This is a genomic window from Nostocoides vanveenii, assembly GCF_039531165.1.
GTDB lineage: Bacteria > Actinomycetota > Actinomycetes > Actinomycetales > Dermatophilaceae > Nostocoides_A > Nostocoides_A vanveenii.
Map to the genome: position 1 here is coordinate 20,719 of NZ_BAAAPN010000015.1, position 21,344 is coordinate 42,062.

Below are 21,344 nucleotides of genomic sequence, written 5' to 3' on the forward strand. Positions count from 1 at the left end.
ATGCCGTTGACGCGCCTACTCTTCGGCGCTCTCGGCCACGACGATTTCGGGGCCGTCCTCGGGGACGACCTGATCGGCCGCGGGATCGCCGATCGGTCGAACGATGAGGACATCGCAGCGCGCCCGCTTGGTGACCTCTTCGGCGACGGTGCCCAGCAACCGGTCGGTGATGGTCCGGTCGGCGACGGCGCCCAGGACGATCAGGTCGGCGCTGCGGTCTTCAGCCGTGGCGAGCAGGGCCTTGTCAGGCTCGCCCTCCATCAGCAGGGCGGCGACCACGACGGCCCCCTCGTCGCGGGCGAGGGCCACCGCTGCCGCCAGGGCTTCATTGGCGGCCGCACGGCCAAGGACCTGACCGCTGCGCGGGTCACCGCCGAGCGTGGCGACATTCTTGGCGTCGACACGCCGGGACAACTCCGAATAGGCACACACGATGACCAGGTCGGCATCGTCGTGCCGGGCCAGCCAGGCGGCCCGCGCAATCGTCGGGATCGCGAGCGCCGAGCCGTCGGTGCCGGCGACGATCGTGCCGTAGTCGATCTTGCTCATCTGTTCTCCTCCGCTCAGTGCCCGCTGGGCAGGTAGGCGACGTCGTCGACATCGCGGACGATCGGGGGTTCCTTGATCCAGGCCATCGCCACCGCGGCGCACGCCAGCAGGACGCCGGCCGCCATGATCGCGTTGTTGGGGTTGTCGCCGAGCAGCGAAGCATAGATCTTGCCGAAGGTCAGCGACTGGATGAGCATCGGGATGACGATCATCATGTTGATGATGCCCATGTAGACGCCGTAGCGGGTCGAGGGGATCATGCGCACGGCCATGATGTAGGGCACGCCCATGATCGAGGCCCAGGCGATGCCGAGACCGATGATCGGGACGAAGAGCGCGTATTTGTTGGTCAGGTGCGGGAAGATGACCAGCCCGACGGCTGCCAGCAGCAGGCACGACATGTGGACGACTTTCGCGCCTCGGCGTTTGGCCAGCGCGACCAATGAGAAGGCGACGGTGAAGGTGACGATGTTGTACCAGCCGTTGACCAGGCCGGTCCAGCCCACTGCCTCCTCGAACCCTTTCGACTTCGAATCAGTTGTGCCCCAGACCGATTTGGCCATCGATGCGGTCACGAACTGCCAATAGCAGACCATGCCGTACCACTGGAAGAGATAGACCAAGGCGAGCTTGCGAAGCTCCGTGGGCATCTCGATCACGGCTTCCTTGATCTCCGCGATCGCCGCGCCGAAGCCGCCGCCGGCCTCCTTCTTGGCCTTCAGCGCCGCGAGTTCCTCGGGCGTCGGCGGTATCTCCGGGGTGGTGAGGATGGAGACGAGGACCGAGCCGACCGAGCATACGGACCCCAGCATGAAGGCGCCGAAAACCCAATACGGGATTCCCGCTTCCGTGGTGCCGTCGAGGATCTTCTGGAAGACGAAGAGCGAAAGGTTGGCCAGTGTGATGCCGAAGCCGGTGAAGAAGGACTGGGCGAGGAAGCCCTTGCCCAACTGGCTGGGGGGCAGCTTGTCGGCGATGAACGCGCGGTAGGGCTCCATCGCCGTGTTGTTGCTGGCGTCCAGCAACCACAGCAGCAGGACGGCCATCCAGACGGCCGCGACGAAGGGGAAGAGGAAGAGGCAGAGCGCGCAGCCGATCGCTCCGATGAGGAAGAAGGGCTTGCGGCGTCCCCACCGCGGGCTCCACGTCCGGTCGGACAAGGCGCCGATCATCGGCTGGATCAACAGGCCGGTGATGGGTCCGGCGAGGTTGAGGATCGGGAGTTCCTCGGGCTTGGCGTTGAGGAACTGGAAGATCGGGTTGACGGCGGTTTGCTGCATTCCGAAGCTGTATTGGATGCCGAAGAAGCCGAAGTTCATGAGCATGATCTGCTTCATGTCCATCAGCGGCTTCTGCCGAACGATGGTCGTATGCGTCAGCTCGCCCTGCGTGGTCATCGTCCGTCACCACCCGTCGCGTACTCGCCGGTGCCGGCCAAGAAGTTCGCCAGTCGGGTCAGTTCCTTCTCCCAGCCCTCACCGTGCCAGCCGGCGACGTCGGGGTCGTAGGGTCCCTGGATGATGCGGACCAGGGTGCCGTCACGGCCCATCTTGGTGAATTCGACGCGCAACTCCAACGGCTTGGTCGGGTCGATGCCCGGATCGCCGGTGATCTGTTCCCTGGAGACGAAGACATCCGGTTCGAAAAACTCGGAGTAGACGCCATTGGTGACGACTCGAGTGGTCGGGTCGTTGTCTCGAACCTTCACGTGGGTGTGGCGCCCGCCGAGCTTGTGGTCGCCCTCGAGGGTGTCCTCTTCGACATGCCAACCGGGAGATCCACGCCACTGCTTCAACTCGTGCGGCTCGACCCAGGCCCGGAAAACGCGGGGCCGGGGGAAATCGAATTGCCGCTCCACGACAACCATGACGTTCGCCGTCACGCTCTTCCCCTCTCTCTCATTGCGTCCAGAATTTGAAGCGAAAGACAGCCTGGCACTGCGCTTTTCGTTCGTCTACTGTTCGTGTCAAGTTGAGACGAACGGGCACATTCGGGCAGCCCGATTGCGCCGGTCTCGGTTGGGCGTGTTGATGATTGCGGCTGCTGCCAGGACGATGACGAAGCCCGCGATCTGCGCGGCACCGAGGTGTTCGCCGAGGACGAGGACGCCGAGCAGGACCGAGACCACGGGGATGAGATAGGTAACGGTCGTCGAGACGATCGTCCCGGCTTCGCGGACGACGTCGTACTGGAGCATGTAGGCCAGACCGGTGCCGACGAAACCCAACACGGCGATGCAGGCGATCGCCAACCAGACCGGGTAGTCCGCGTGGTCACCGCCGCTGGTCAGCGACCAGGGGGCCGCGACCTCGTCGCGATCCATCAGCCACCAGCCGAGCAGGATCGGCACCATGAGCACCGAACCACACATCAGCAGGGCGGTCGGTTGGGAGAGGCCACCGAGGTCGGCGCTCCCGAGGTAGCGCCGGTTGTAGGTCCAGCCCAGCCCGTAGCACGCGCCCGACAGCACGACGATCAGGAAGCCGACGGGGTCGGGTCGCCCCTCGGCATTCCAGGGCTCGGCGATGATGGCAACGCCGACGAATCCGACGAGCACGGCAGCCAGCTTCGTGCCGGTCAGACGCTCGCTCGGCAGCAGCGCCAGGGCGAACAGGACGGTGGCGATCGGCGTCGTGGCATTGCCGATGCCGGCGAGCGCCGAGGAGACTCGCGTCTCGCCGATGACGAAACCGAGGAAGGGCAGGGCCGAGAGAAAGACCGAGCACACGAGCAGGTGGGCCCAGATGCGGCGATCGCGCGGGAGGCGAGTCCCGCTGATCCGCAAGAGGATCAGCAAGATGGCCGCCCCGGCCCAGATGCGTGCGGTCGCGATCTGCACGGGATGGAGCGCGGCCAGCCCGACCTTCATGAACAGGAAGCTCGAACCCCAGATCAACGCCAACGCCAGGAACTTCGCTTGCCACGGCACTCGTCGCCTCGGTGCGGCGGCCTCGCTCATCGATTGCCCTCCTCGGTCAGTTGCCGACCGACGGCGACGGCGTCCCGCGTGATCCGGCGAGCGATGGCCAGCGTGGTGCCCGCCAGACCGCAGGCCGGCGTGACGGTGACGGACGCGAGGGCGGCAGCCTCCAGTCCCACGCGTTCGAACGCCCCGAGGATCACGCCGCGGGCCGCATCGGCGCTCGTTGCACTGTCGCCGGTCAGCACGCCGGCGAAGACCCGAACCCCGGACTCGATGGTGGCGGCAACCGACTCCCACCGCGTCGCGCTGGCGTCGTTCAGATCCAGCGAAATCGCACCGGCTCCTGCGGCCCGAAGCAAGGGCATCGGCGCACCTGGCGCGCAGCAATGCACGACGGTGAGACCGTCGTGCTTCGCGAGCACCTCCTGCAGGCCGCGCGCGGCGACCTGCGGGTCGATGGCGCGGATGCGGCCATACCCCGATGCCGTTGGGAGGTTGCCCGCAAGCACCGCGGGCAGCGAGGGCTCGTCGAGTTGCAGCACCACGTCGGCACCGGGCACGAGGCGCCGGACATCGGCGACATAGCGCGAAATCCCCTCTGCCAGTGAGGCGAGCACGTCGCGGCGCGCACCCTCATCGACGAGCGAGCGCTCGCCTCGGGTCAACTCGAGCGAAGCGAGCAGGGTCCACGGCCCGCAGACCTGCACCTTCAGACTGCCGGCAAAACCGTCGTAGGCCTCGGCAAGTTCGTCCAGGTCCGCACGGTGCAGGGCGGCCGTGCGCTGTGCGTCGCGACCCGGTCGGTCCACCAGCCGCCAGCCGGCTGGTTGCAGGTCGACGGGGAGGTCGACGAGCAGGCCGGCGGCGCGTCCGATGATGTCGGCGCCAGGACCGCGGTGGGGAGTCTCCGGCAGATAGGGCAGGCCGATGCCGTCACCGTCGATGAGCAGATCCCGGACGGTGACGATGGCTTCCCGGACGTCGGTTCCGGGCCACGATCCGACGCCGGTCGCCTGCGTGACGGCGGGCGTGGTGGCCGGGCTCACTCCGGCCGCCGGGCGGCGACGAACGCGCGCACCGAGGCCGGGACCGGCCCGACCGACCACGGCGCTTCCACGGGTGCGCCGGCAGTGATGGTCAGGGGAACCACGCCGCACCAGACATCAACCGGTTCCGCAGGCTGGCCCGGCTCACCGGTCCGGGTCTTCATCAGCCAGTTGTCGTCGGTGATCTCGAGCGCCAGCGCGACCGTCGCCGCGACCTGCTTGCGGGTCGACCCCCCGACCTCGGCATTTCTCCCTGGCAACAACCGTTCGGAGAGGATGTCCAGAGTGGTTCGCCGATCGTCCATGGCGATCGTGGTGAGCCGGCCACGGACGACGGCCGAGCGATAGTTGGCCGACGACTCGAAGGTCGACTCGGCAACGACCAGTCCGTCCATGGCGGTGACGCAGAAGGCAGCCGCGGCGCCGGCGGCGACCTGGCGAAGCGTGCCAGCACCTGTCGAGCCGTGCAGGAGGATGCGGTCGCCGTCGCGGGCATAGAGCAGGGGCACGGTCCAGGGATCCGTGCCGTCGACCGTGGCGAGCGTACCGACGAGTTGACTGTCGAGGAAGTCATAGAGCTCGGCCCGCTCCGTGGCCTGCCGCTCCGCCATCCGCGTCAATCTGGTTGTCCGCGAAGCCCGTTCATGTTCCGGAGGGTTGCGGCGCAAGGCCTCGCCGACCCGAGTAGGCCGAGGCTGAAGTTGCCCCCCGCAGTTGGGACAGGCGTGCTCCGACTCGGCCGCGCAGACGGCACAAAAGGTGCACTCGAAGGAGCAGATCCGGGCGTTCTCGGCATCCGGCGGAAGGGCCGTCCCGCAGCGTTCGCACTGGGCGCGCAGGTCCAGCATCACAAGCCGTCTCCCTCGCGTGTGTGCGGGGACCGGGCACAGTCGGTGGGCGCCATGAGCGTCATCCCATCACAGGCGCGCGGACGCCGGCGAGGTCTTTCGCGTCCGCGCCGTGCGGGTGATCGTGGCCGACCCGAGCACCCGGTCCCCGTCGTAGACGACGACCGACTGGCCGGGGGCGACACCGCGGATCGCCTCCTCCGTCCGCGCGATGAGGTCCTCGCCCGCGGTCTCGACGAGAGCGGCATACGGCTCGCCGTGGGCCCGGACCTGGATCGAGCACCGGTCGTGGGGTCCTGGCGGCGGACCGCACCAGATCGTGCGTATCGCGTGAATCTCGTTGACCCCCAACAGATCCGCCGTCCCGATAGTGACCGTCTTGGTCTCGGCGTCGATCCCGACGACATAGCGCGGCTGCCCGTCCATGGTGCCTCGGTCGAGCCCGATGCCCTTGCGTTGGCCGATGGTGAACCCGAAAGTGCCCTCGTGCCCACCGACCACCCGGCCGTCCGTGTCGACGATGGACCCGGGCCGAGCGCCCAGTTTCTTGCCGAGGAAGCCGCGGGTGTCACCGTCGGGGATGAAGCAGATGTCATAGGAGTCGGGCTTCTTGGCGATGAAGAAGCCGCGGCGAGCCGCCTCCTCGCGCACCTGCGCTTTGGTGGTGTCGCCGAGCGGGAAGAAGGCGCGAGCGAGCTGATCCGAGGTCAGCACCCCAAGGACATACGACTGGTCTTTGGCCGCATCGACCGCACGATGCAGCGCGCTTCCGCCCGGTCCGTCGACGATGCGCGCGTAGTGACCGGTCGCGACGGCGTCGAAGCCGAGAGCGAGCGCCTTGTCCAAGAGCGCCGAGAATTTGATCTTCTCGTTGCACCGCAGGCAGGGGTTGGGGGTGCGGCCGGCCGCGTACTCGGCGACGAAGTCGTCCACGACATCGTGCTGGAAGCGATCCGCCAGATCCCAGACATAGAACGGTATGCCGAGCCGGTCGGCCACGCGGCGGGCATCACCCGCATCCTCCAGGGTGCAACAGCCACGTGCCGACTCACGCAGGGTCGCGGCGCTGCGCGACAGCGCGAGATGGACGCCGACGACATCATGGCCGGCATCGATCATTCGGGCCGCAGCGACCGCTGAATCCACGCCGCCGCTCATCGCCGCGACGACGCGCATCACGCCGCACCCCGCGCGCGGCGGGCGCGCTCCACCGCGGCGGGGAGCGCCGCGATAACCGCATCCACGTCGGATTGCGTGGACGTATGCCCGAGGCTGAGCCGCAGCGCTCCGCGCGCCTCCTCGTCGGGGATCCCGAGCGCGAGCACGACATGGCTCGCCCGCGGAACTCCGGCGGAGCAGGCCGAGCCGGTCGCGCAGGCGATGTCGGCGGCGTCGAGCAGAAAGAGCAGCGAGTCCCCATCGGCGCCCGGCACGCGCAGGTGCACATTGCCGGGCAGCCGGTCATCGGCGTTCCCCGGGGTCCACGCACCGGTGAGATGCAGATCGAGTCCGAGCGCCAGGGCACGCTCGATCAGGTTGTCCCGCAACGCGATCTGGCGCTGGGACTCCTGGGCGAGCCCGGCCACGGATTCGTCGATCGCCACGGCGAGGGCGGCGATGGCCGGCACATCCAGGGTGCCCGAACGCACCTGCCGCTCCTGGCCGCCGCCGTGCAGCAACGGCACCAGCCGCGCGTCGCGACGGGCGAGCAGGGCACCGATCCCGACCGGGCCGCCGAGCTTGTGGCCGGTGAGCGTGAGCAGGTCGAGGCCGCTGGCAGCGAAGTCGACGCGGATGTGGCCCACGGCCTGGACGGCGTCGCTGTGCATCGGGATGCCGTGCTCGCGCGCGATCGCGGCCAGCGCTGGGATCGGGGCGATCGTCCCGATCTCGTTGTTGGCCCACATGATGCTGATGAGGGCGACATCGCCGGGGTCGGGGCCGAGCGCCTCGGCCAGGGCATCGGGTGTGATCAGCCCGTCGGGCGCCGGCTCGACGAAGGTGACTTCGGCGCCCTCCTGGCCCAGGAGGTACTCGACCGGGTCGAGCACGGCGTGGTGCTCGATACCGCCGACCACGAGCCGGCGGCGAGCGGGCAATGCCGCGTGGCGGGCGGCATACGTGCCCTTGACGGCGAGATTGTCGGCCTCGGTGCCGCCGGAGGTGAAGATGACTTCGCTGGGCAGCGCGCCGACCGCCGCGGCGATCCGCTCACGGGATTCCTCGACGACCCGGCGCGCCTCCCGCCCCAGCGAGTGGATGGCGGAGGCGTTGCCGGTGTGCTCCAACTGCTCGATCATCGCGGCCCGCGCGGCGGGCAGCATCGGCGTGGTCGCCGCGTGGTCGAGGTAGACAGTCACCGACGGATTCTATTTCGTTGCGCCGGGGCCGGCGTCCGACCTCAGTTGCCCAGGCGGCCCAGCGCAGTGGCGATGGGCATCAGGACGATGAGGGGGAACAGGGGGCAACGGCGCGATCACGTCCCTGGACTCGGCCGCTGACCGGTTCGCGAGGAAGGGATCGCCAACTGGTGTGCGCGAGCAGACCCGGGCCCAGAAGCTGGACCGCGATGAAGGCAAGGATCGTCGCGGGCCGGGGTGTGGGGAACAGCGGGGATGGGAAGGCCCAGGCGAGGACGAGGGTGAGCAGGATCGTAGGACCGAGCGCCCACACGGCGGCCCGGCCGGACAGGCCACGACGACGCAGTCCGGGAAGCACGAGAATGACGGCGGCCAACTGCGACAAGCCCATTATGACCTGGCTCCTTCGTGTGCGCCCGAGCTGTCATGGGAGAACAGCCGGGTGGTGAGGTCGGTGAACTGCTGCCGGTCGGCGCTACGGGTCGCAAGTGACTGCGGCCTTCCGCACTGAGTTCGTAGAACTTGCGCCCCGGTCCGCCGTCGCCAGGCGTCCAGTGCGTGGTGACCATCTGGGCGGCTTCGAGACGGCCGAGGATGGGATAGAGCGTCGCCTTGCGACACGACGCAGCCCCCGCCGTCCGGTACGGACGGCGGGGGCTGCGGAGCGCCGGTCGGGTCAGGCCTTGCTGGCCTGGATCTTCTCGGTCGCGGCGGGGAGCACGGTGAACAGGTCACCGACCACGCCGAAGTCGACGAGTTCGAAGATCGGGGCCTCTGGGTCCTTGTTGACCGCGACGATGGTCTTCGAGGTCTGCATGCCGGCACGGTGCTGGATGGCGCCGGAGATGCCAGCCGCAACATAGAGCTGCGGGCTGACCTGCTTGCCCGTCTGGCCGATCTGCGAGGTGTGCGGGTACCAACCCGCGTCCACGGCGGCACGCGATGCACCGACCGCAGCGCCGAGCGAGTCGGCGAAGGCCTCGACGGCCGAGAAGTCACCGCCGGTGCCGCGACCACCGGCGACGACGATGGCGGCCTCGGTCAACTCGGGACGACCCGTCGACTGCTTCTCCTTGGCCTCGGTGATCTGCGCGCCCTTCGCGGACTCGGGGATCGTGAGGTTGACGGGGACGACCTGGCCGGCAGCCGCGTTCTCCTGCGGCGCAGCGGAGTTGGGCTTGACGCAGATGATCGGGGTCCCCTTGGTCACCTTCGCCTTGACCGTGTAGGAGCCGGCGAAGACCGACTGCGTGGTCTCGATGGCGCCGCCATCGGCCGGCTGGACGTCGATGGCGTCGGTGATCAGGCCGGAGTCGGTCTTGATCGCCACGCGGGCGCCGATCTCCTTGCCGGCCGGGTTCGCCGGGATCAAGATCGCGGCGGGCTTGAGCTTCTTGGCCAACGCGGCGATGAATTCCGCTTGCGGCGCAACGAGATAGCCCGTGACATCGGCGCTGTCGAGGGCGTAGACGCGCTTGGCGCCGTACTTCGCCAGCGTTGCCTGGGCGTCGGCGGCGCCCGGTCCGAGGTAGATCGCGGATGGCTCGCCGAGCCGGGCGGCGATCGTCAGCAGTTCATTGGTGGTCTTGCGGACCTGCCCATTGGCGTGGTCCACGAGCACGAAGATCTCGGCCATGAGTGTGTGTTCCTAATCCTTCTCGTGTCGTGGGTCAGATGAACTTGCCGGCGGCCAGGAAGGCGGCGAGCTGCTCGCCACCGTCACCCTCGTCGGTGACGATCTGTCCCTGCGCCCGCGGCGGGCGCTTGGTCACCGAGATCACCTCGGTATAGGCGTTGGCGAGGCCGACCTGGGAGGCGTCGATGCCGAGATCGGCCAGACTCCACGTCTCGACCGGCTTCTTCTTCGCGGCCATGATTCCTTTGAAGGAGGGATAGCGGGGCTCGTTGATCTGGTCGGTCACCGAGACCAGCGCCGGCAGCGTGCCGACGATGGTCTCGCTGGCGGCGTCGCCGTCGCGGCGGGCAGTGACGGTCTTGCCGTCGATCGACACCGCGGCAGAAAAGGTGATTTGCGGCAACGAAAGTCGCTCGGCAACCATGGCGGGGACGACGCCCATCGAGCCATCCGTTGAGGACATTCCCGTCAAGACGATGTCGGTCTCGCCGATCTTGGTGATCGCCTCGGCCAGGATCAGCGAGGTCCCCCACGCATCCGAGCCCTTGATCGCGTCGTCGCTGACGTGCACGCCCTTGTCGGCACCCATCTGCAGGGCCTTCTTGACCGCGTCCGCCGCCTGCGCGGGGCCGATCGTCAAGACGGTCACCTCGCCGCCAGCCGCCTCGGCGATCTTCAGGGCCTCTTCGACGGCATACTCATCGAGCTCCGAGAGCAGCCCGTCGACGCTTTGGCGATCCGTCGTCAGATCCGATTCGTTGAAGCCGCGGTCGGCCTGAGCGTCAGGCACGTGCTTCACACAAACGACGATGTTCATCGTTGGCTAGTCCTGTTCGTTGGTGGGCGCCTCTGACAGGCGCTGGTACGTCCGCTCAGTCTCTCAGCCCCATCGGAACCGGACGCGCGAGATTCGGCGTGATTGCCCTCACCCATGGCGGCTTCGCCCCACGCCCCGGTCCTGCACCGAGCCGCGTTCCCGCGTCTCAGTTTTTCCGCCCCTACGTCTGGCGCTTCCGCTCACGACCCGGTGAAGGTCGCCTTGCCGGGGCCGTTCTCGACGAAGGAGGTCATGCCGGCCAGCCGGTCGTCGGTGGCGAACAGGGCCGAGAAGGCCATCCGTTCGATCTCCAGCCCGGTCTGCAGGTCGACGTCGAGACCCTTGTCGATCGCTTCCTTGGCCGCCTTGATCGCCAGCGCGGGGCCGCCGACGAAACGCGACATCCGTTCGCGCGCAACGGCATACACCTGGTCCGCGGGAGCGAGCTCGTCCACCAGACCGATCGCCAACGCCTCGGCCGCCTTGACGAATCGGCCGGTGAAGATCAGCTCCTTCGCCCGCGCGGGACCGACCAGGCGGGCCAGGCGCTGGGTGCCACCGGCCCCCGGGATGATCCCGAGCCCGATCTCGGGCTGCCCGAGGGTCGCGTTGTCCGCGGCGATCCGGAAGTCGCACGCGAGCGCGACCTCACAACCGCCACCGAGCGCGTAGCCGGTGATGGCCGCGACGGTCGGCTTAGGGATCGCCGCCAGCGCGCGCGTGAAGTCCTGCAGGCCGGCGGAGGCGGTGACCATGTCGCCATACGTCATGGTCGCCATCTGCTTGATGTCGGCCCCGGCGGCGAAGACCTTCTCGCCGCCATAGACGATGACAGCGGCCACCGTCGGGTCGACACTCACCGCCCGGGAGGCGTCGATGAACTCTCCCTGCACCTGCAGGTTGAGGGCATTCATCGGGGGCCGGTCGAGACGGATGGTGGCGATGCCCGAGTCGACGTCGACGCTGAGGAACTCACTCATGGCGGGCTCAGTTGCCGTTCAGGCCGAAGGCGGCGCCAGGCGCGCCGTCAGCCCGCGCAGCATCGGCGTCCGACTGAGCAGCGGCCTGGGCCTGCGCCTGCTGCATGATGTCGTCCATCCCTTCCTCGCCGATGGCGCGCTGGTGCCACAGGCTGACTCCGTGGAGCACGAGCGGGATGGTCACCATCAACAGGCTGCGCAGGTCCGCTCCCTGCGGCAGCAGGTGCTCGGAGGTCACCAGGAGGGTGTCCTCGGCGATCGCGGTCTTGATCATGTTGAAGGCGATGTTGACGTCATTGCACGCCTCCAGGCGCTCGCCGCGGTCCTCCGGGACCGGCTCGGCGAGGCGCCACTGGCCGAAGAGCCGCACGACCTGGGCGTCCTCGTCGGAGGCGCGGATGAAGAGTTGCTGGTCCTGGAAGAGGAAGGTGATGTCCCCGTCGTCATCGACTGTGGGCTGCAACTCCAGGCTGGTCAGGGCCTCGATCAGGCGGTCGCGCAAGGAGGCCTCGGCCGGCGGGGCGTCGGATGCAGCGGGCGCTCCGAAGCCGGGCAGATTGGGCAGGGCGGTGGGATCGGTCATTGCACCAACGTACTAGTCCTTAGGCTAGGGGCCATGCCGCCTCGTGACGGGGGTCCGTCGTTTGCCCCCGGAATGACTCTGACCCCCCACGGTGCGCACTTCGCGGTCTATGCCGGACACGCCGACGAGGTCGCGCTCGCCGTTCTCGATGACCACCGCGGCGAGGACCGCATCCCCCTGGCCGGTTCCCCCGACGGCTGGTGGTTGGGGCACGCCGACGGCCTCGCGCCGGGCGCTCGCTATGGCGTCCGGGCCCGCGGACCCCGCCGCGCCGAACAGGGGCACTGGTACGACGATTCCGTGCTGCTCCTCGATCCGTATGCCCGCGCCATCGACCACGGTGGCCGCGCCGTGCTTGTCGAGGACACCTTCGACTGGGGCGACGATGCGCCACCGCGCACCCCGTGGACTCAGACCGTCATCTACGAGGCCCACGTCCGCGGCCTGACCATGACCCATCCGGCCGTCCCGGTCCAGCACCGGGGCACGTATGCCGGCGTGGCCCACCCCGCGATCATCGCCCACCTCCAGCGCATCGGCGTCACCGCCATCGAGCTCCTTCCCGTGCACGCATCGATCACCGAGCCGGCGATCCAGGCCCGCGGCCTGGTCAACTACTGGGGCTACAACACCCTGGGCTTCTTCGCCCCCAACAACCGCTATGCCGCGGCCACCCACCCGCAAGGCGTGGTCGATGAGTTCAAGTCGATGGTCAAGGCGCTGCACGCCGCCGGCATCGAGGTCATCCTCGACGTGGTCTACAACCACACCGCCGAGCAGGGCAATGACGACGGCCAGATCCTCAGCTGGCGCGGTCTGGACAACCGCGCCTACTACCGCCTCGACCCCTATGGCGCGGACCTCAATCTCACCGGCTGCGGCAACAGCCTCAACACCCATCACGAGGTCTCCCGCCGCCAGGTCCTGGACTCGATGCGCTACTGGGTCACCGAGATGCACGTCGACGGCTTCCGTTTCGATCTGGCCGTCACCTTGGCCCGCGGTCGCAATCACGACTTCGACCCGGACCACGCCTTCTTCGCCGCCGTCCGCAGCGACCCCGTGCTCGGCGCGACCAAGCTCATCGCCGAACCCTGGGACTGCGGCATGGGCGGGTGGCGCACCGGCCAGTTCCCGCGCCCGTTCAGCGAGTGGAACGACCGCTACCGCGACGACGTGCGCACCTTCTGGCTCACCGATCTCGCTGCAACCTTCGCCGGCCAGCCCGGCCACGGGGCCCGCGAGCTGGCCACCCGCCTCGCCGGCAGCCAGGACCTCTTCTGGACCCACGAGCGCAACCCGACCGCGTCGATCAACTTCGTCGCGGCTCACGACGGGTTCACGGCCGCCGACCTGACGGCCTACAACGAGAAGCGCAATGAGGGCAATCTCGAAGGCAATCGCGACGGCTCACCGCACAATCGCTCGTGGAACCACGGTCACGAGGGTGCCACCGACAACGCCGACACACTCGCCTGGCGGCGACGGAGCCTGCGCAATCTGCTGGCCACCTTGCTGGTCTCGGCCGGAGTGCCGATGATCAACGCGGGCGATGAGTTCGGGCGCACGCAGCACGGCAACAACAATGCCTTTTGCCAGGACAACGAGATCGGGTGGATGGACTGGGACTGGCAACCGTGGCAGGACCAGCTCGTCCAGAGCATCGCCGCGCTCGCCGCCATCCGCCGCGCGCACCCGGTGCTCCAGCGCGATCGATTCTTCCTCGGCACCCCGGCGTATGACGGCGGCCCCGCCGACGTCAGCTGGCTCGGCCAGGACGCCCGCCCGCTGACTCCGGAGCAGTGGGAGGGGCGCGGCCTGCGGACCCTGTCGATGCTGATCGGCGCGCACCGACCGCAGGACAGCGACATTCTCGTGGTCGTCAATGGCGCGATTCACGATGCCCAGGTCACCCTTCCTGATGTCTCGGGCCGCCGCACGATGCGCCTGCTGTGGGACTCCACGTGGGAGCAGGATCCCGGCGAACCCCAGGTCCGCTTCCCCGGCACCCAGGTTTGCGCCGGACCGACCAGCCTTCAGGTCTGGGCCAGCGAGACGGTCACCGACTGAGCCCGCTCCCCCTGCACGACGAGGCGGCCACCAGATAGCGTTGTCGTGTGACGCCCGATACGCCTGCGGCTGCGATGATGCCCGCATCCTCGACCTCGTCCGCACCGACCTCCGCGCAGTCCGCCACGGACTCCGCGCCGTCGACCAACGGCCATGCCGCCCCCAGGACCGGCGCCCCACAAAACCCGATCGGGCGCATCCCGGTCCAGGATGTCTCCCCCCTCGTCGACGGCGGTGCGCGCCCGGCGAAGGCGGTCGTCGGCGAGACCTTCACCGTCAACGCGACGGTCTTTCGCGAGGGGCATGACGCGGTCAATGCGAATCTGGTCCTGACCCGTCCCGATGGCAGCGAGATCTACCTGCCGATGGACTGCATCAACCCCGGACTCAATCTCTGGGTCGCCGAAGTCACCCCGGACGAGCCGGGCTACTGGACCTATCGCGTCGAGGGCTGGTCGGACCTCTTCGGCACCTGGGAGCACGACGCGACGATCAAGGTCGCTGCAGGGGTTGACACCGAACTCATGCTCACCGAGGGAGTGCTGCTCCTGCAGAAGGCCGCCGCCCAGGAGGGCCGCAGCGGCCAGGGCCGGCTCCTGCTCGACGAGGCGGTCTCCGGACTCCAAAACACCTCCCAAACTGCCATGGCACGCCTGCATGCCGGCGTCAACCGTGACATCCACGCCGAGATGGCCGCGCTCCCGATGCGCCAATACATCTCTCCCACAGCGGATTTCCCGCTCCTCGTCGAACGTGAACGCGCGCTCTACGGCGCGTGGTACGAGATCTTCCCGCGGTCCGAGGGTTGCTACTACGACGAGACCACCGGCGAGTGGGTCTCCGGCACGTTCGCTACGGCAGCCAAGCGCCTGCCGGCGATCGCGAAGATGGGCTTCGACGTCGTCTATCTCACGCCGATCCACCCGATCGGCACGGCGGCGCGCAAGGGCCCGAACAACACCCTGAACGCCGGCCCCAAGGACCCCGGCAGCCCGTATGCCATCGGGTCACCCGCCGGCGGTCACGACGCCCTCCACCCCGACCTAGGCACCTTCGACGACTTCGATGCCTTCGTCGCCGAGGCTGCGCGCAATGACCTCGAGGTGGCCATGGACATTGCCCTTCAGGCCTCCCCCGACCACCCGTGGGTGCAGACCCACCCCGAGTTCTTCACCACCCGCGCCGACGGCACCATCGCGTTTGCCGAGAACCCCCCGAAGAAGTACCAAGACATCTACCCCCTCAACTTCGACAACACGCCCGCCGAGGCGTATGCCGAGGTGCGCCGCGTCATCCAGGTCTGGATCGACCACGGGGTCAAGATCTTCCGCGTCGACAATCCGCACACCAAGCCGGTGGAGTTTTGGCAGTGGCTGATCGCCGATGTCGCCAAGGACCACCCGGACGTGATCTGGCTGGCCGAGGCGTTCACCAAGCCGGCGATGATGCACACGCTGGGTAAGGTCGGCTTCCAGCAGAGCTACACCTACTACGCCTGGCGCAACCAGGCGTGGGATCTGCGCGAATACGTCGAGGAGCTCGCGGGTGACGCGGCGTCCTACATGCGCCCGTCGTTCTGGCCGACGACGCACGACATCCTCACCCCTTATATGCAGTTCGGCGGGCTCGCGGCCTGGAAGGTCCGCGCCGCGCTCGCGGCGATGCTCTCGCCCACCTATGGGATCTACACCGGCTACGAGCTGATGGAGCACGTGGCCCGCCCCGGCGCCGAGGAGCAGATCGATAACGAGAAGTACCAATACAAGGACCGGCGCTGGGCCGACTACGACAAGGGCGGTCCCAAGGAAGGGCAGTCGCTGGCGGGCTACCTGACGCGGCTCAATGAGATCCGTCGCGAGCACCCCGCCCTGCACTGGCTGCGTAATGTCCGCTTCCACCACGTGGAGGATGAGAATCTGCTCTGCTTCTCCAAGCGACGCATCCTGCGTAATGGCGAGGAGGACACGATCATCGTCGTCGCGAATCTCGACCCGCACTCGACCCGTTCGTCGGTCGTCCACCTCGACATGCCCGAGCTCGGGATGGGTTATGGCGACAGCTTCATCGCCGAAGACCTCCTCACTGGCGCCGAATGGCGTTGGTGGGAGCGGAACTTCGTCCGCCTCGGCCCTGAGTGGGAGCCCGTTCACATCATCAAGGTCCGGCGCGACTGATGGCCCTGCTGCACAAGGGCGCCTCCATCTCGCCCGCCAAGAAGGACGCCATTGCCGCCTGGATCGGCAGCCAACGCTGGTATGCCGCCAAGGGCCGCACCCCGGCGCTGCGGCCCCTTTTCGCGTGGCGTCTGGACGACCCGGAGGGCGAGGTCGGCATCGAGACCTTCGTCATCGCCGACGACGCGACGTCGCCGCCGATCGTCTACCAGGTGCCGCTGACCTATCGCGGGGCGCCCCTCGGCGGCGCCGACGCCGCGCTCGTCGGCGTGGTCGAGCATTCGGTGCTGGGCACGCGCTATGTCTATGACGCCCCCCACGACCCGGTGTATGCCGCCCAGTTGTTCGCGCTCGCCATCGGCGAGGTCGAGGCCGCGTCGAGCAGCATCACCGACGCCGTCGAGCCGGCGGTGAACGGCATCGGCATGGGGACTCGGGGCTGGCGGCTGACCGAGTCGCGCGTCCTGTCCGGCGAGCAGTCGAACACCTCGATCATCGGTATGGCGGTTGACGCAGACGGTGAGCCGCAGCCGGTTATCATCAAGGTCTTCCGGGCGCTCGCGGACGGACGCAACCCCGATGTCGAACTGCAAGGCGTCCTCGCCGCTGCCGGGAGCACCCGGGTCCCGGCCAGCCTCGGCGCGGTCGCCGGGAGCTGGCCCGAAGCCGGCAAGCCGGGCCGTAAGGCCGCCCCGGATGCCGGGGTCGCAACCGGGCATCTGGCCTTCGCCCAGGAGTTCCTCCCCGGCGCGCAGGATGCGTGGCGCGAGGCCCTGGTCGCGGCCGGCCACGGAACGGACTTCGCCGCCGGGGCCCGCACCCTCGGGGACGCCACGGCCGAGGTCCATTCGCTACTCGCGGAGCGCCTGCCGACCGAGCCCGCCGACCCCGACCGCGTCGCCGAGACCATCGCCGAAATGCGGTCGCGCGCCGCCGCCGCGGTGGCCGAGGCTCCGCAGCTCGCCTCGCGCGCCGACGCCATCGATGCGGTGTATGACGCTGCGGCACAGGCGGATTGGCCAGCTTTCCAACGGATCCACGGCGACTATCACCTCGGCCAGGTCCTCCACGTCCCCGAGCGCGGGTGGGTCCTGCTCGACTTCGAAGGCGAGCCGTTGCGTCCCCTCGCCGAGCGCACGCGCACGGATCAGCCGTTGCGCGATGTCGCGGGCATGCTTCGGTCGTTCGACTACGCCGGTGGCTCCGTCGAGCAGAGCACGCGCGGGCACTCGGCCCGCGACTGGGTCGAGAACGCGCAACAGGCCTTCATGGATGGCTACGCCGCGCGCGCGGGGCACGATCCGCGCGACGCGCAGGCCTTGCTCTTCGCCTACTTGGTGGACAAGGCTTTGTACGAGGTCGTCTACGAAGTACGCAATCGGCCGGACTGGATCGGCATACCGCTCACTGCACTGGACCGGCTCCTGCCCGACGCAGGACAGACAAAGGAGGACCAACCGTGACCCCCACGCCCCCGAGCGCACTCCCCGGAGCGCGCTGGTCGTTGGCCAATGGCCGTCACCAGCAACCGCACGACCTGCTCGGCCAGCACGTGGAGGCCGATGGTCTGCGGATCCGCGTGCTCCGCCCGCTGGCACAGCACGTTCGCGTCCGTTTCGAGGACGAGGAGATCATCGATCTCGCGCATGAATCCGACGGCGTCTGGAGCGGCGTGCGTCCGGGCCTGGACAAAACTCTCGACTACCGCATCCTGACCACCTGGGGCGACGGGATCGAGCACGAGCAGGACGACCCCTACCGCTTCGCCCCCACCGTGGGCGACATCGACCGTTTCCTCATCAACGAGGGCCGGCACGAGAAGCTGTGGGACATCCTCGGCTCCCACGTCAAGACGTATGACGGCCCGATGGGCTCGGTGACCGGCGCCTCCTTCGCGGTGTGGGCACCGCGGGCGAAGTCGGTCTATGTCGTCGGCGACTTCAACGGCTGGGACAACCGGAGCCACCCGATGCGCCTGCTCGGCAACTCCGGCATCTGGGAGATCTTCATCCCCGGCGTCGGGGCCGGCACCACCTACAAGTACCGCATCCGCGGCGCAGACGATGTCGAGCGCGACAAGGCCGACCCGATGGCCCAGCGCACCGAGACCCCGCCCCGGACCGGCTCGGTCGTCCACGACTCGGCCTACCCCTGGGGCGACGCGACGTGGCAAGACACCAAGGCCGCGACCAACCCGCACAACGGGCCGATGAGCATCTACGAGGTGCACCTCGGCTCCTGGCGGGCCGGGCTGAGCTATGTCGAGCTGGCCGAACACCTCGTCAACTATGTCTCCGACCTCGGCTTCACGCACGTGGAGTTCCTGCCGGTGATGGAGCACCCATACGGCCCGTCGTGGGGCTATCAGGTGACCGGGTACTACGCGCCGACGGCACGCTTCGGCACGCCCGACGATTTCAAGTTTCTCGTCGACAAGCTGCACCAGGCGGGCATCGGCGTCATCCTCGACTGGGTGCCGGCGCACTTCCCTCGCGACGAATGGGCGCTGGCCCGCTTCGACGGGCTCGCGCTCTACGAGCACGCCGACCCGCGTCGCGGCGACCAGCCGGACTGGGGCACCCACATCTTCGACTTCGGCCGCAAGGAGGTGCGCAACTTCCTCGTCGCCAACGCCCTCTACTGGATGGAGGTCTTCCACGTCGACGGCATCCGGGTCGACGCAGTCGCCTCGATGCTCTACCTCGACTATTCCCGGCGCAGCGGCGAGTGGCTGCCGAACCAGTACGGCGGGCGCGAGAACCTCGAGGCGATCGGGCTGTTGCAGGAGACCAACGCCACGGCCTACAAGTCGGCGCCCGGTGTGGTCACCGTCGCCGAGGAGTCGACCTCCTGGCCGGGCGTCACCCGCTCGACCGACTCCGGCGGCCTCGGCTTCGGTCTGAAGTGGAATATGGGCTGGATGAACGACTCGCTGCGCTACCTGCAGCGCGACCCCGTGCACCGCCAGTACCACCACAACCTGCTCACCTTCTCGCTGATGTACGCCTACAGCGAGAACTACGTGCTGCCGATCAGCCACGACGAGGTCGTCCACGGCAAGGGCTCGCTGCTGGGCAAGATCCCTGGCCACCGGTATGACCAGTTGGCCACCCTGCGCGCCTACCTCGCCTACATCTGGAGCCACCCCGGCAAGCAGTTGCTCTTCATGGGCTGCGAGTTCGCGCAACCCTCCGAATGGGCCGACGGCCGGTCCCTGGACTGGTGGCTGCTCGATCACGCCGCGCACTACCGGGTGCACAACTTGGTCAAGGAACTGAACAAGCTTTACCGCGGACACAAGGCGCTCTGGGGCCAGGATTCCTCGCCCGCCGGCTTCGAGTGGCTCAACCCGCACGACAATGCGGGTAACACCTTGTCCTATGTCCGCTTCGGCGAGGGCGACCGTGGCGGCAACAGCGCCGTCGTCGCGATCATCAACTTCGGTGGCAACGCTCGCGACGGCATGCGCTTCGGCTTGCCGTATGCCGGCGAGTGGGAGGTTGTGCTCGACACCTCCGGCTTCGATGAATACGGCTCACCCTCGCAGGCGGGCGTTGTCCTGACCGCCGAAGAGCAGCCGTGGGAGAACCAGCCCCACTCCGCGGTCATCTCGGTGCCGAAGCTCTCGGCGCTCTACCTCGCCCCCAAGGCCCACACAGCGGAAGGAACGGAGAGGTGACCCATCCCCGCGCCGGTCAGGTCGCCCTCCCCGAGGACCTCGTCGACGTTGCCCACCTGGTCACGCTCTACTACACCGGCAAGCCGGACCCGGAGAATATCGATCAGCAGGTCGCCTTCGGCACCTCCGGCCACCGCGGGTCCTCGCTCAAGACCGCCTTCAACGAAGATCACATCCTGGCGACCACCCAGGCGATCGTCGACTACCGGCGTGAGCAGGGCTTCGACGGCCCGCTCTTCATCGGGCGCGACACGCATGGTCTCTCGGAGCCGGCGTGGGCGTCGGCGCTCGAGGTGCTCGTCGCCAATGACGTGACGGTGTTGGTCGACGCGGCGGACCGCTATACGCCGACGCCCGCGGTCTCGCACGCGATCCTGACCGCCAACCGCGGCAAGATCGGCGGCGTCGACGACCTGCCGGCGCACACCGGGCTCGCCGACGGCATCGTCGTGACGCCGTCGCACAACCCCCCGAGCGATGGCGGCTTCAAATACAACCCGCCGCACGGCGGGCCGGCCGACACCGACGCCACCAAGTGGATCGCCAACAAGGCCAACGACTACATCCGGGCCGGTCTGGCCGGCGTCAAGCGCATCCCGTTCGCGCGGGCGCGGGCCGCGTGCACGGCATACGACTATCTGGGCACCTATGTAGACGATCTGCCCAATGTCGTCGATCTCGCCGCCATCAAGGGGGCGGGGGTGCGCATCGGCGCCGACCCGCTCGGTGGGGCAGCGGTCGACTACTGGGGCGCGATCGCCGAGCGGCACGGGCTCGACCTGACGGTCGTCAACCCGCTGGTCGATGCGACGTGGCGCTTTATGACCCTCGACTGGGACGGCAAGATCCGCATGGACTGCTCCTCTCCCTCGGCGATGGCCTCGCTGATCGCCCAGCGCGACCGCTACGACATCGCGACGGGCAATGACGCGGACTCCGACCGCCACGGCATCGTCACCCCGGACGCCGGGCTGATGAACCCGAACCACTACCTCTCGGTGGCCATCCAGTACCTCTTCGGCGGGTCGCGGCCCGGCTGGCGGGCCGACGGCTTCGTCGGCAAGACGCTGGTGTCGAGCTCGATGATCGACCGGGTCGCGGCCGACCTCGGGCGGCGACTGGTCGAGGTGCCTGTGGGCTTCAAATGGTTCGTGCCCGGGTTGCTCGACGGGTCGGGCCCGTTCGGCGGCGAGGAGTCGGCCGGTGCGTCCTTCCTGCGGATGGATGGCACGGTGTGGACCACCGACAAGGACGGCATCCTGCTGGCCCTACTCGGCTCGGAGATCCTTGCCAAGACCGGCAAGAGCCCGAGCGCGCTCTACGTCGAGCTGACCGCCCGGCACGGATCGCCGGCGTATGCCCGCATCGACGCCCCCGCGAACCGGGAGCAGAAGGCCAAGCTGGCGGCCCTGTCCCCCTCGGACGTGACCGCGGAAACTCTTGCGGGCGAGCCGATCACCGCCAAACTGACCCGGGCCCCGGGCAATGACGCGCCCATCGGCGGGCTCAAGGTCGTCACCGAGTCGGCGTGGTTCGCCGCCCGGCCGAGCGGGACCGAGGACGTCTACAAGATCTATGCCGAATCCTTCAAGGGTGCCGAACACCTGGCCGAGGTCCAGGCTTCGGCCCGCGAGGTGGTCTCGGCCGCCCTGGGCTGACGAGTTCTGCCATGGTTGAGG

At 68.3% G+C, this 21,344-nt stretch carries 18 protein-coding genes and 2 pseudogenes; 5 read left to right on the forward strand and 15 right to left on the reverse strand.

The genetic code is table 11. The features are described 5' to 3' along the window. Positions 1–15: 15 nt before the first annotated feature. The 15 genes and pseudogenes from ABD209_RS02655 to ABD209_RS02725 form a co-directional block, all read right to left on the reverse strand. A complete protein-coding gene (locus tag ABD209_RS02655; protein ID WP_324386966.1) occupies positions 16–549 on the reverse strand; it encodes a universal stress protein in 534 nt (177 codons plus the stop codon). 14 nt (positions 550–563) lie between these two features. Then, on the reverse strand, positions 564–1,946 hold the full coding sequence (locus tag ABD209_RS02660) for an MFS transporter (protein WP_344061732.1): 1,383 nt from the start codon (positions 1,944–1,946) through the stop codon (positions 564–566). Beyond that, entirely contained in the window at positions 1,943–2,431 is a 489-nt protein-coding gene (locus tag ABD209_RS02665) for an SRPBCC family protein (RefSeq protein ID WP_324386968.1), read from the reverse strand. Before ABD209_RS02665 ends, ABD209_RS02660 begins: the two co-directional genes overlap by 4 nt. An 84-nt stretch (positions 2,432–2,515) precedes the next feature. Then, entirely contained in the window at positions 2,516–3,508 is a 993-nt protein-coding gene (locus ABD209_RS02670) for a DMT family transporter (RefSeq protein ID WP_344061735.1), read from the reverse strand. Beyond that, entirely contained in the window at positions 3,505–4,518 is a 1,014-nt protein-coding gene (locus ABD209_RS02675) for a uroporphyrinogen decarboxylase/cobalamine-independent methonine synthase family protein (protein WP_344061738.1), read from the reverse strand. Before ABD209_RS02675 ends, ABD209_RS02670 begins: the two co-directional genes overlap by 4 nt. Beyond that, complete coding sequence (locus ABD209_RS02680) at positions 4,515–5,129, reverse strand: pyridoxamine 5'-phosphate oxidase family protein (RefSeq protein WP_344061861.1); 615 nt, start codon at positions 5,127–5,129, stop codon at positions 4,515–4,517. The genes ABD209_RS02675 and ABD209_RS02680 overlap by 4 nt, the downstream gene beginning before the upstream one ends. Positions 5,130–5,210: 81 nt before the next feature. After that, a pseudogene (locus tag ABD209_RS02685) lies at positions 5,211–5,366 on the reverse strand (DUF1272 domain-containing protein); the annotation flags it as partial. A 69-nt stretch (positions 5,367–5,435) separates the two neighbouring features. After that, positions 5,436–6,542, reverse strand: a complete 1,107-nt coding sequence (gene mnmA, locus ABD209_RS02690; protein WP_324386973.1) for a tRNA 2-thiouridine(34) synthase MnmA — start codon at positions 6,540–6,542, stop codon at positions 5,436–5,438. Next, on the reverse strand, positions 6,542–7,726 hold the full coding sequence (locus ABD209_RS02695; RefSeq protein ID WP_344061740.1) for a cysteine desulfurase family protein: 1,185 nt from the start codon (positions 7,724–7,726) through the stop codon (positions 6,542–6,544). The genes mnmA and ABD209_RS02695 overlap by 1 nt, the downstream gene beginning before the upstream one ends. Before the next feature lie 79 nt (positions 7,727–7,805). After that, positions 7,806–8,117 carry a hypothetical protein gene (locus tag ABD209_RS02700; protein ID WP_344061743.1) on the reverse strand — a complete coding sequence of 104 codons (312 nt, stop codon included), beginning with the start codon at positions 8,115–8,117 and terminating at the stop codon, positions 7,806–7,808. A gap of 103 nt (positions 8,118–8,220) precedes the next feature. Continuing rightward, a pseudogene (locus ABD209_RS02705) lies at positions 8,221–8,406 on the reverse strand (PadR family transcriptional regulator); the annotation flags it as partial. Beyond that, positions 8,403–9,362: an electron transfer flavoprotein subunit alpha/FixB family protein gene (locus ABD209_RS02710; RefSeq protein ID WP_344061746.1), complete on the reverse strand. Its 960-nt coding sequence runs from the start codon at positions 9,360–9,362 to the stop codon at positions 8,403–8,405. The pseudogene ABD209_RS02705 and the gene ABD209_RS02710, both read right to left, overlap by 4 nt. 34 nt (positions 9,363–9,396) lie before the next feature. Beyond that, complete coding sequence (locus tag ABD209_RS02715) at positions 9,397–10,179, reverse strand: electron transfer flavoprotein subunit beta/FixA family protein (RefSeq protein WP_324386244.1); 783 nt, start codon at positions 10,177–10,179, stop codon at positions 9,397–9,399. Positions 10,180–10,379: 200 nt separating this feature from the next. Continuing rightward, positions 10,380–11,159 carry an enoyl-CoA hydratase/isomerase family protein gene (locus ABD209_RS02720; RefSeq protein ID WP_324386243.1) on the reverse strand — a complete coding sequence of 260 codons (780 nt, stop codon included), beginning with the start codon at positions 11,157–11,159 and terminating at the stop codon, positions 10,380–10,382. Between the two features lie 7 nt (positions 11,160–11,166). Continuing rightward, entirely contained in the window at positions 11,167–11,742 is a 576-nt protein-coding gene (locus ABD209_RS02725) for a YbjN domain-containing protein (protein ID WP_324386242.1), read from the reverse strand. A 72-nt stretch (positions 11,743–11,814) separates the two neighbouring features. Between ABD209_RS02725 and glgX the strand changes: the two genes are divergently transcribed. The 5 genes from glgX to pgm all read left to right on the forward strand — a co-directional run bounded on the left by glgX (position 11,815) and on the right by pgm (position 21,323). Then, complete coding sequence (gene glgX, locus ABD209_RS02730) at positions 11,815–13,812, forward strand: glycogen debranching protein GlgX (RefSeq protein ID WP_344061751.1); 1,998 nt, start codon at positions 11,815–11,817, stop codon at positions 13,810–13,812. 77 nt (positions 13,813–13,889) lie between these two features. Then, positions 13,890–15,986, forward strand: a complete 2,097-nt coding sequence (locus tag ABD209_RS02735) for an alpha-1,4-glucan--maltose-1-phosphate maltosyltransferase (RefSeq protein ID WP_425564547.1) — start codon at positions 13,890–13,892, stop codon at positions 15,984–15,986. Continuing rightward, on the forward strand, positions 15,986–17,449 hold the full coding sequence (locus ABD209_RS02740) for a maltokinase N-terminal cap-like domain-containing protein (RefSeq protein ID WP_344061754.1): 1,464 nt from the start codon (positions 15,986–15,988) through the stop codon (positions 17,447–17,449). Before ABD209_RS02735 ends, ABD209_RS02740 begins: the two co-directional genes overlap by 1 nt. Next, entirely contained in the window at positions 17,446–19,665 is a 2,220-nt protein-coding gene (gene glgB / locus ABD209_RS02745; protein ID WP_344061757.1) for a 1,4-alpha-glucan branching protein GlgB, read from the forward strand. Before ABD209_RS02740 ends, glgB begins: the two co-directional genes overlap by 4 nt. Then, a complete protein-coding gene (pgm, locus tag ABD209_RS02750; RefSeq protein ID WP_344061760.1) occupies positions 19,662–21,323 on the forward strand; it encodes a phosphoglucomutase (alpha-D-glucose-1,6-bisphosphate-dependent) in 1,662 nt (553 codons plus the stop codon). Before glgB ends, pgm begins: the two co-directional genes overlap by 4 nt. Positions 21,324–21,344: the final 21 nt, after the last annotated feature.

Coding starts and splice junctions, on each gene's coding strand:
- ABD209_RS02655 (WP_324386966.1), bottom strand. CDS start 549: ATGAGCAAGATCGACTACGGCACGATCGTCGCCGGCACCGACGGCTCG.
- ABD209_RS02660 (WP_344061732.1), bottom strand. CDS start 1,946: ATGACCACGCAGGGCGAGCTGACGCATACGACCATCGTTCGGCAGAAG.
- ABD209_RS02670 (WP_344061735.1), bottom strand. CDS start 3,508: ATGAGCGAGGCCGCCGCACCGAGGCGACGAGTGCCGTGGCAAGCGAAG.
- ABD209_RS02680 (WP_344061861.1), bottom strand. CDS start 5,129: ATGGCGGAGCGGCAGGCCACGGAGCGGGCCGAGCTCTATGACTTCCTC.
- mnmA (WP_324386973.1), bottom strand. CDS start 6,542: ATGCGCGTCGTCGCGGCGATGAGCGGCGGCGTGGATTCAGCGGTCGCT.
- ABD209_RS02700 (WP_344061743.1), bottom strand. CDS start 8,117: ATGGGCTTGTCGCAGTTGGCCGCCGTCATTCTCGTGCTTCCCGGACTG.
- ABD209_RS02710 (WP_344061746.1), bottom strand. CDS start 9,362: ATGGCCGAGATCTTCGTGCTCGTGGACCACGCCAATGGGCAGGTCCGC.
- ABD209_RS02715 (WP_324386244.1), bottom strand. CDS start 10,179: ATGAACATCGTCGTTTGTGTGAAGCACGTGCCTGACGCTCAGGCCGAC.
- ABD209_RS02720 (WP_324386243.1), bottom strand. CDS start 11,159: ATGAGTGAGTTCCTCAGCGTCGACGTCGACTCGGGCATCGCCACCATC.
- ABD209_RS02725 (WP_324386242.1), bottom strand. CDS start 11,742: ATGACCGATCCCACCGCCCTGCCCAATCTGCCCGGCTTCGGAGCGCCC.
- glgX (WP_344061751.1), top strand. CDS start 11,815: ATGACTCTGACCCCCCACGGTGCGCACTTCGCGGTCTATGCCGGACAC.
- ABD209_RS02735 (WP_425564547.1), top strand. CDS start 13,890: ATGCCCGCATCCTCGACCTCGTCCGCACCGACCTCCGCGCAGTCCGCC.
- ABD209_RS02740 (WP_344061754.1), top strand. CDS start 15,986: ATGGCCCTGCTGCACAAGGGCGCCTCCATCTCGCCCGCCAAGAAGGAC.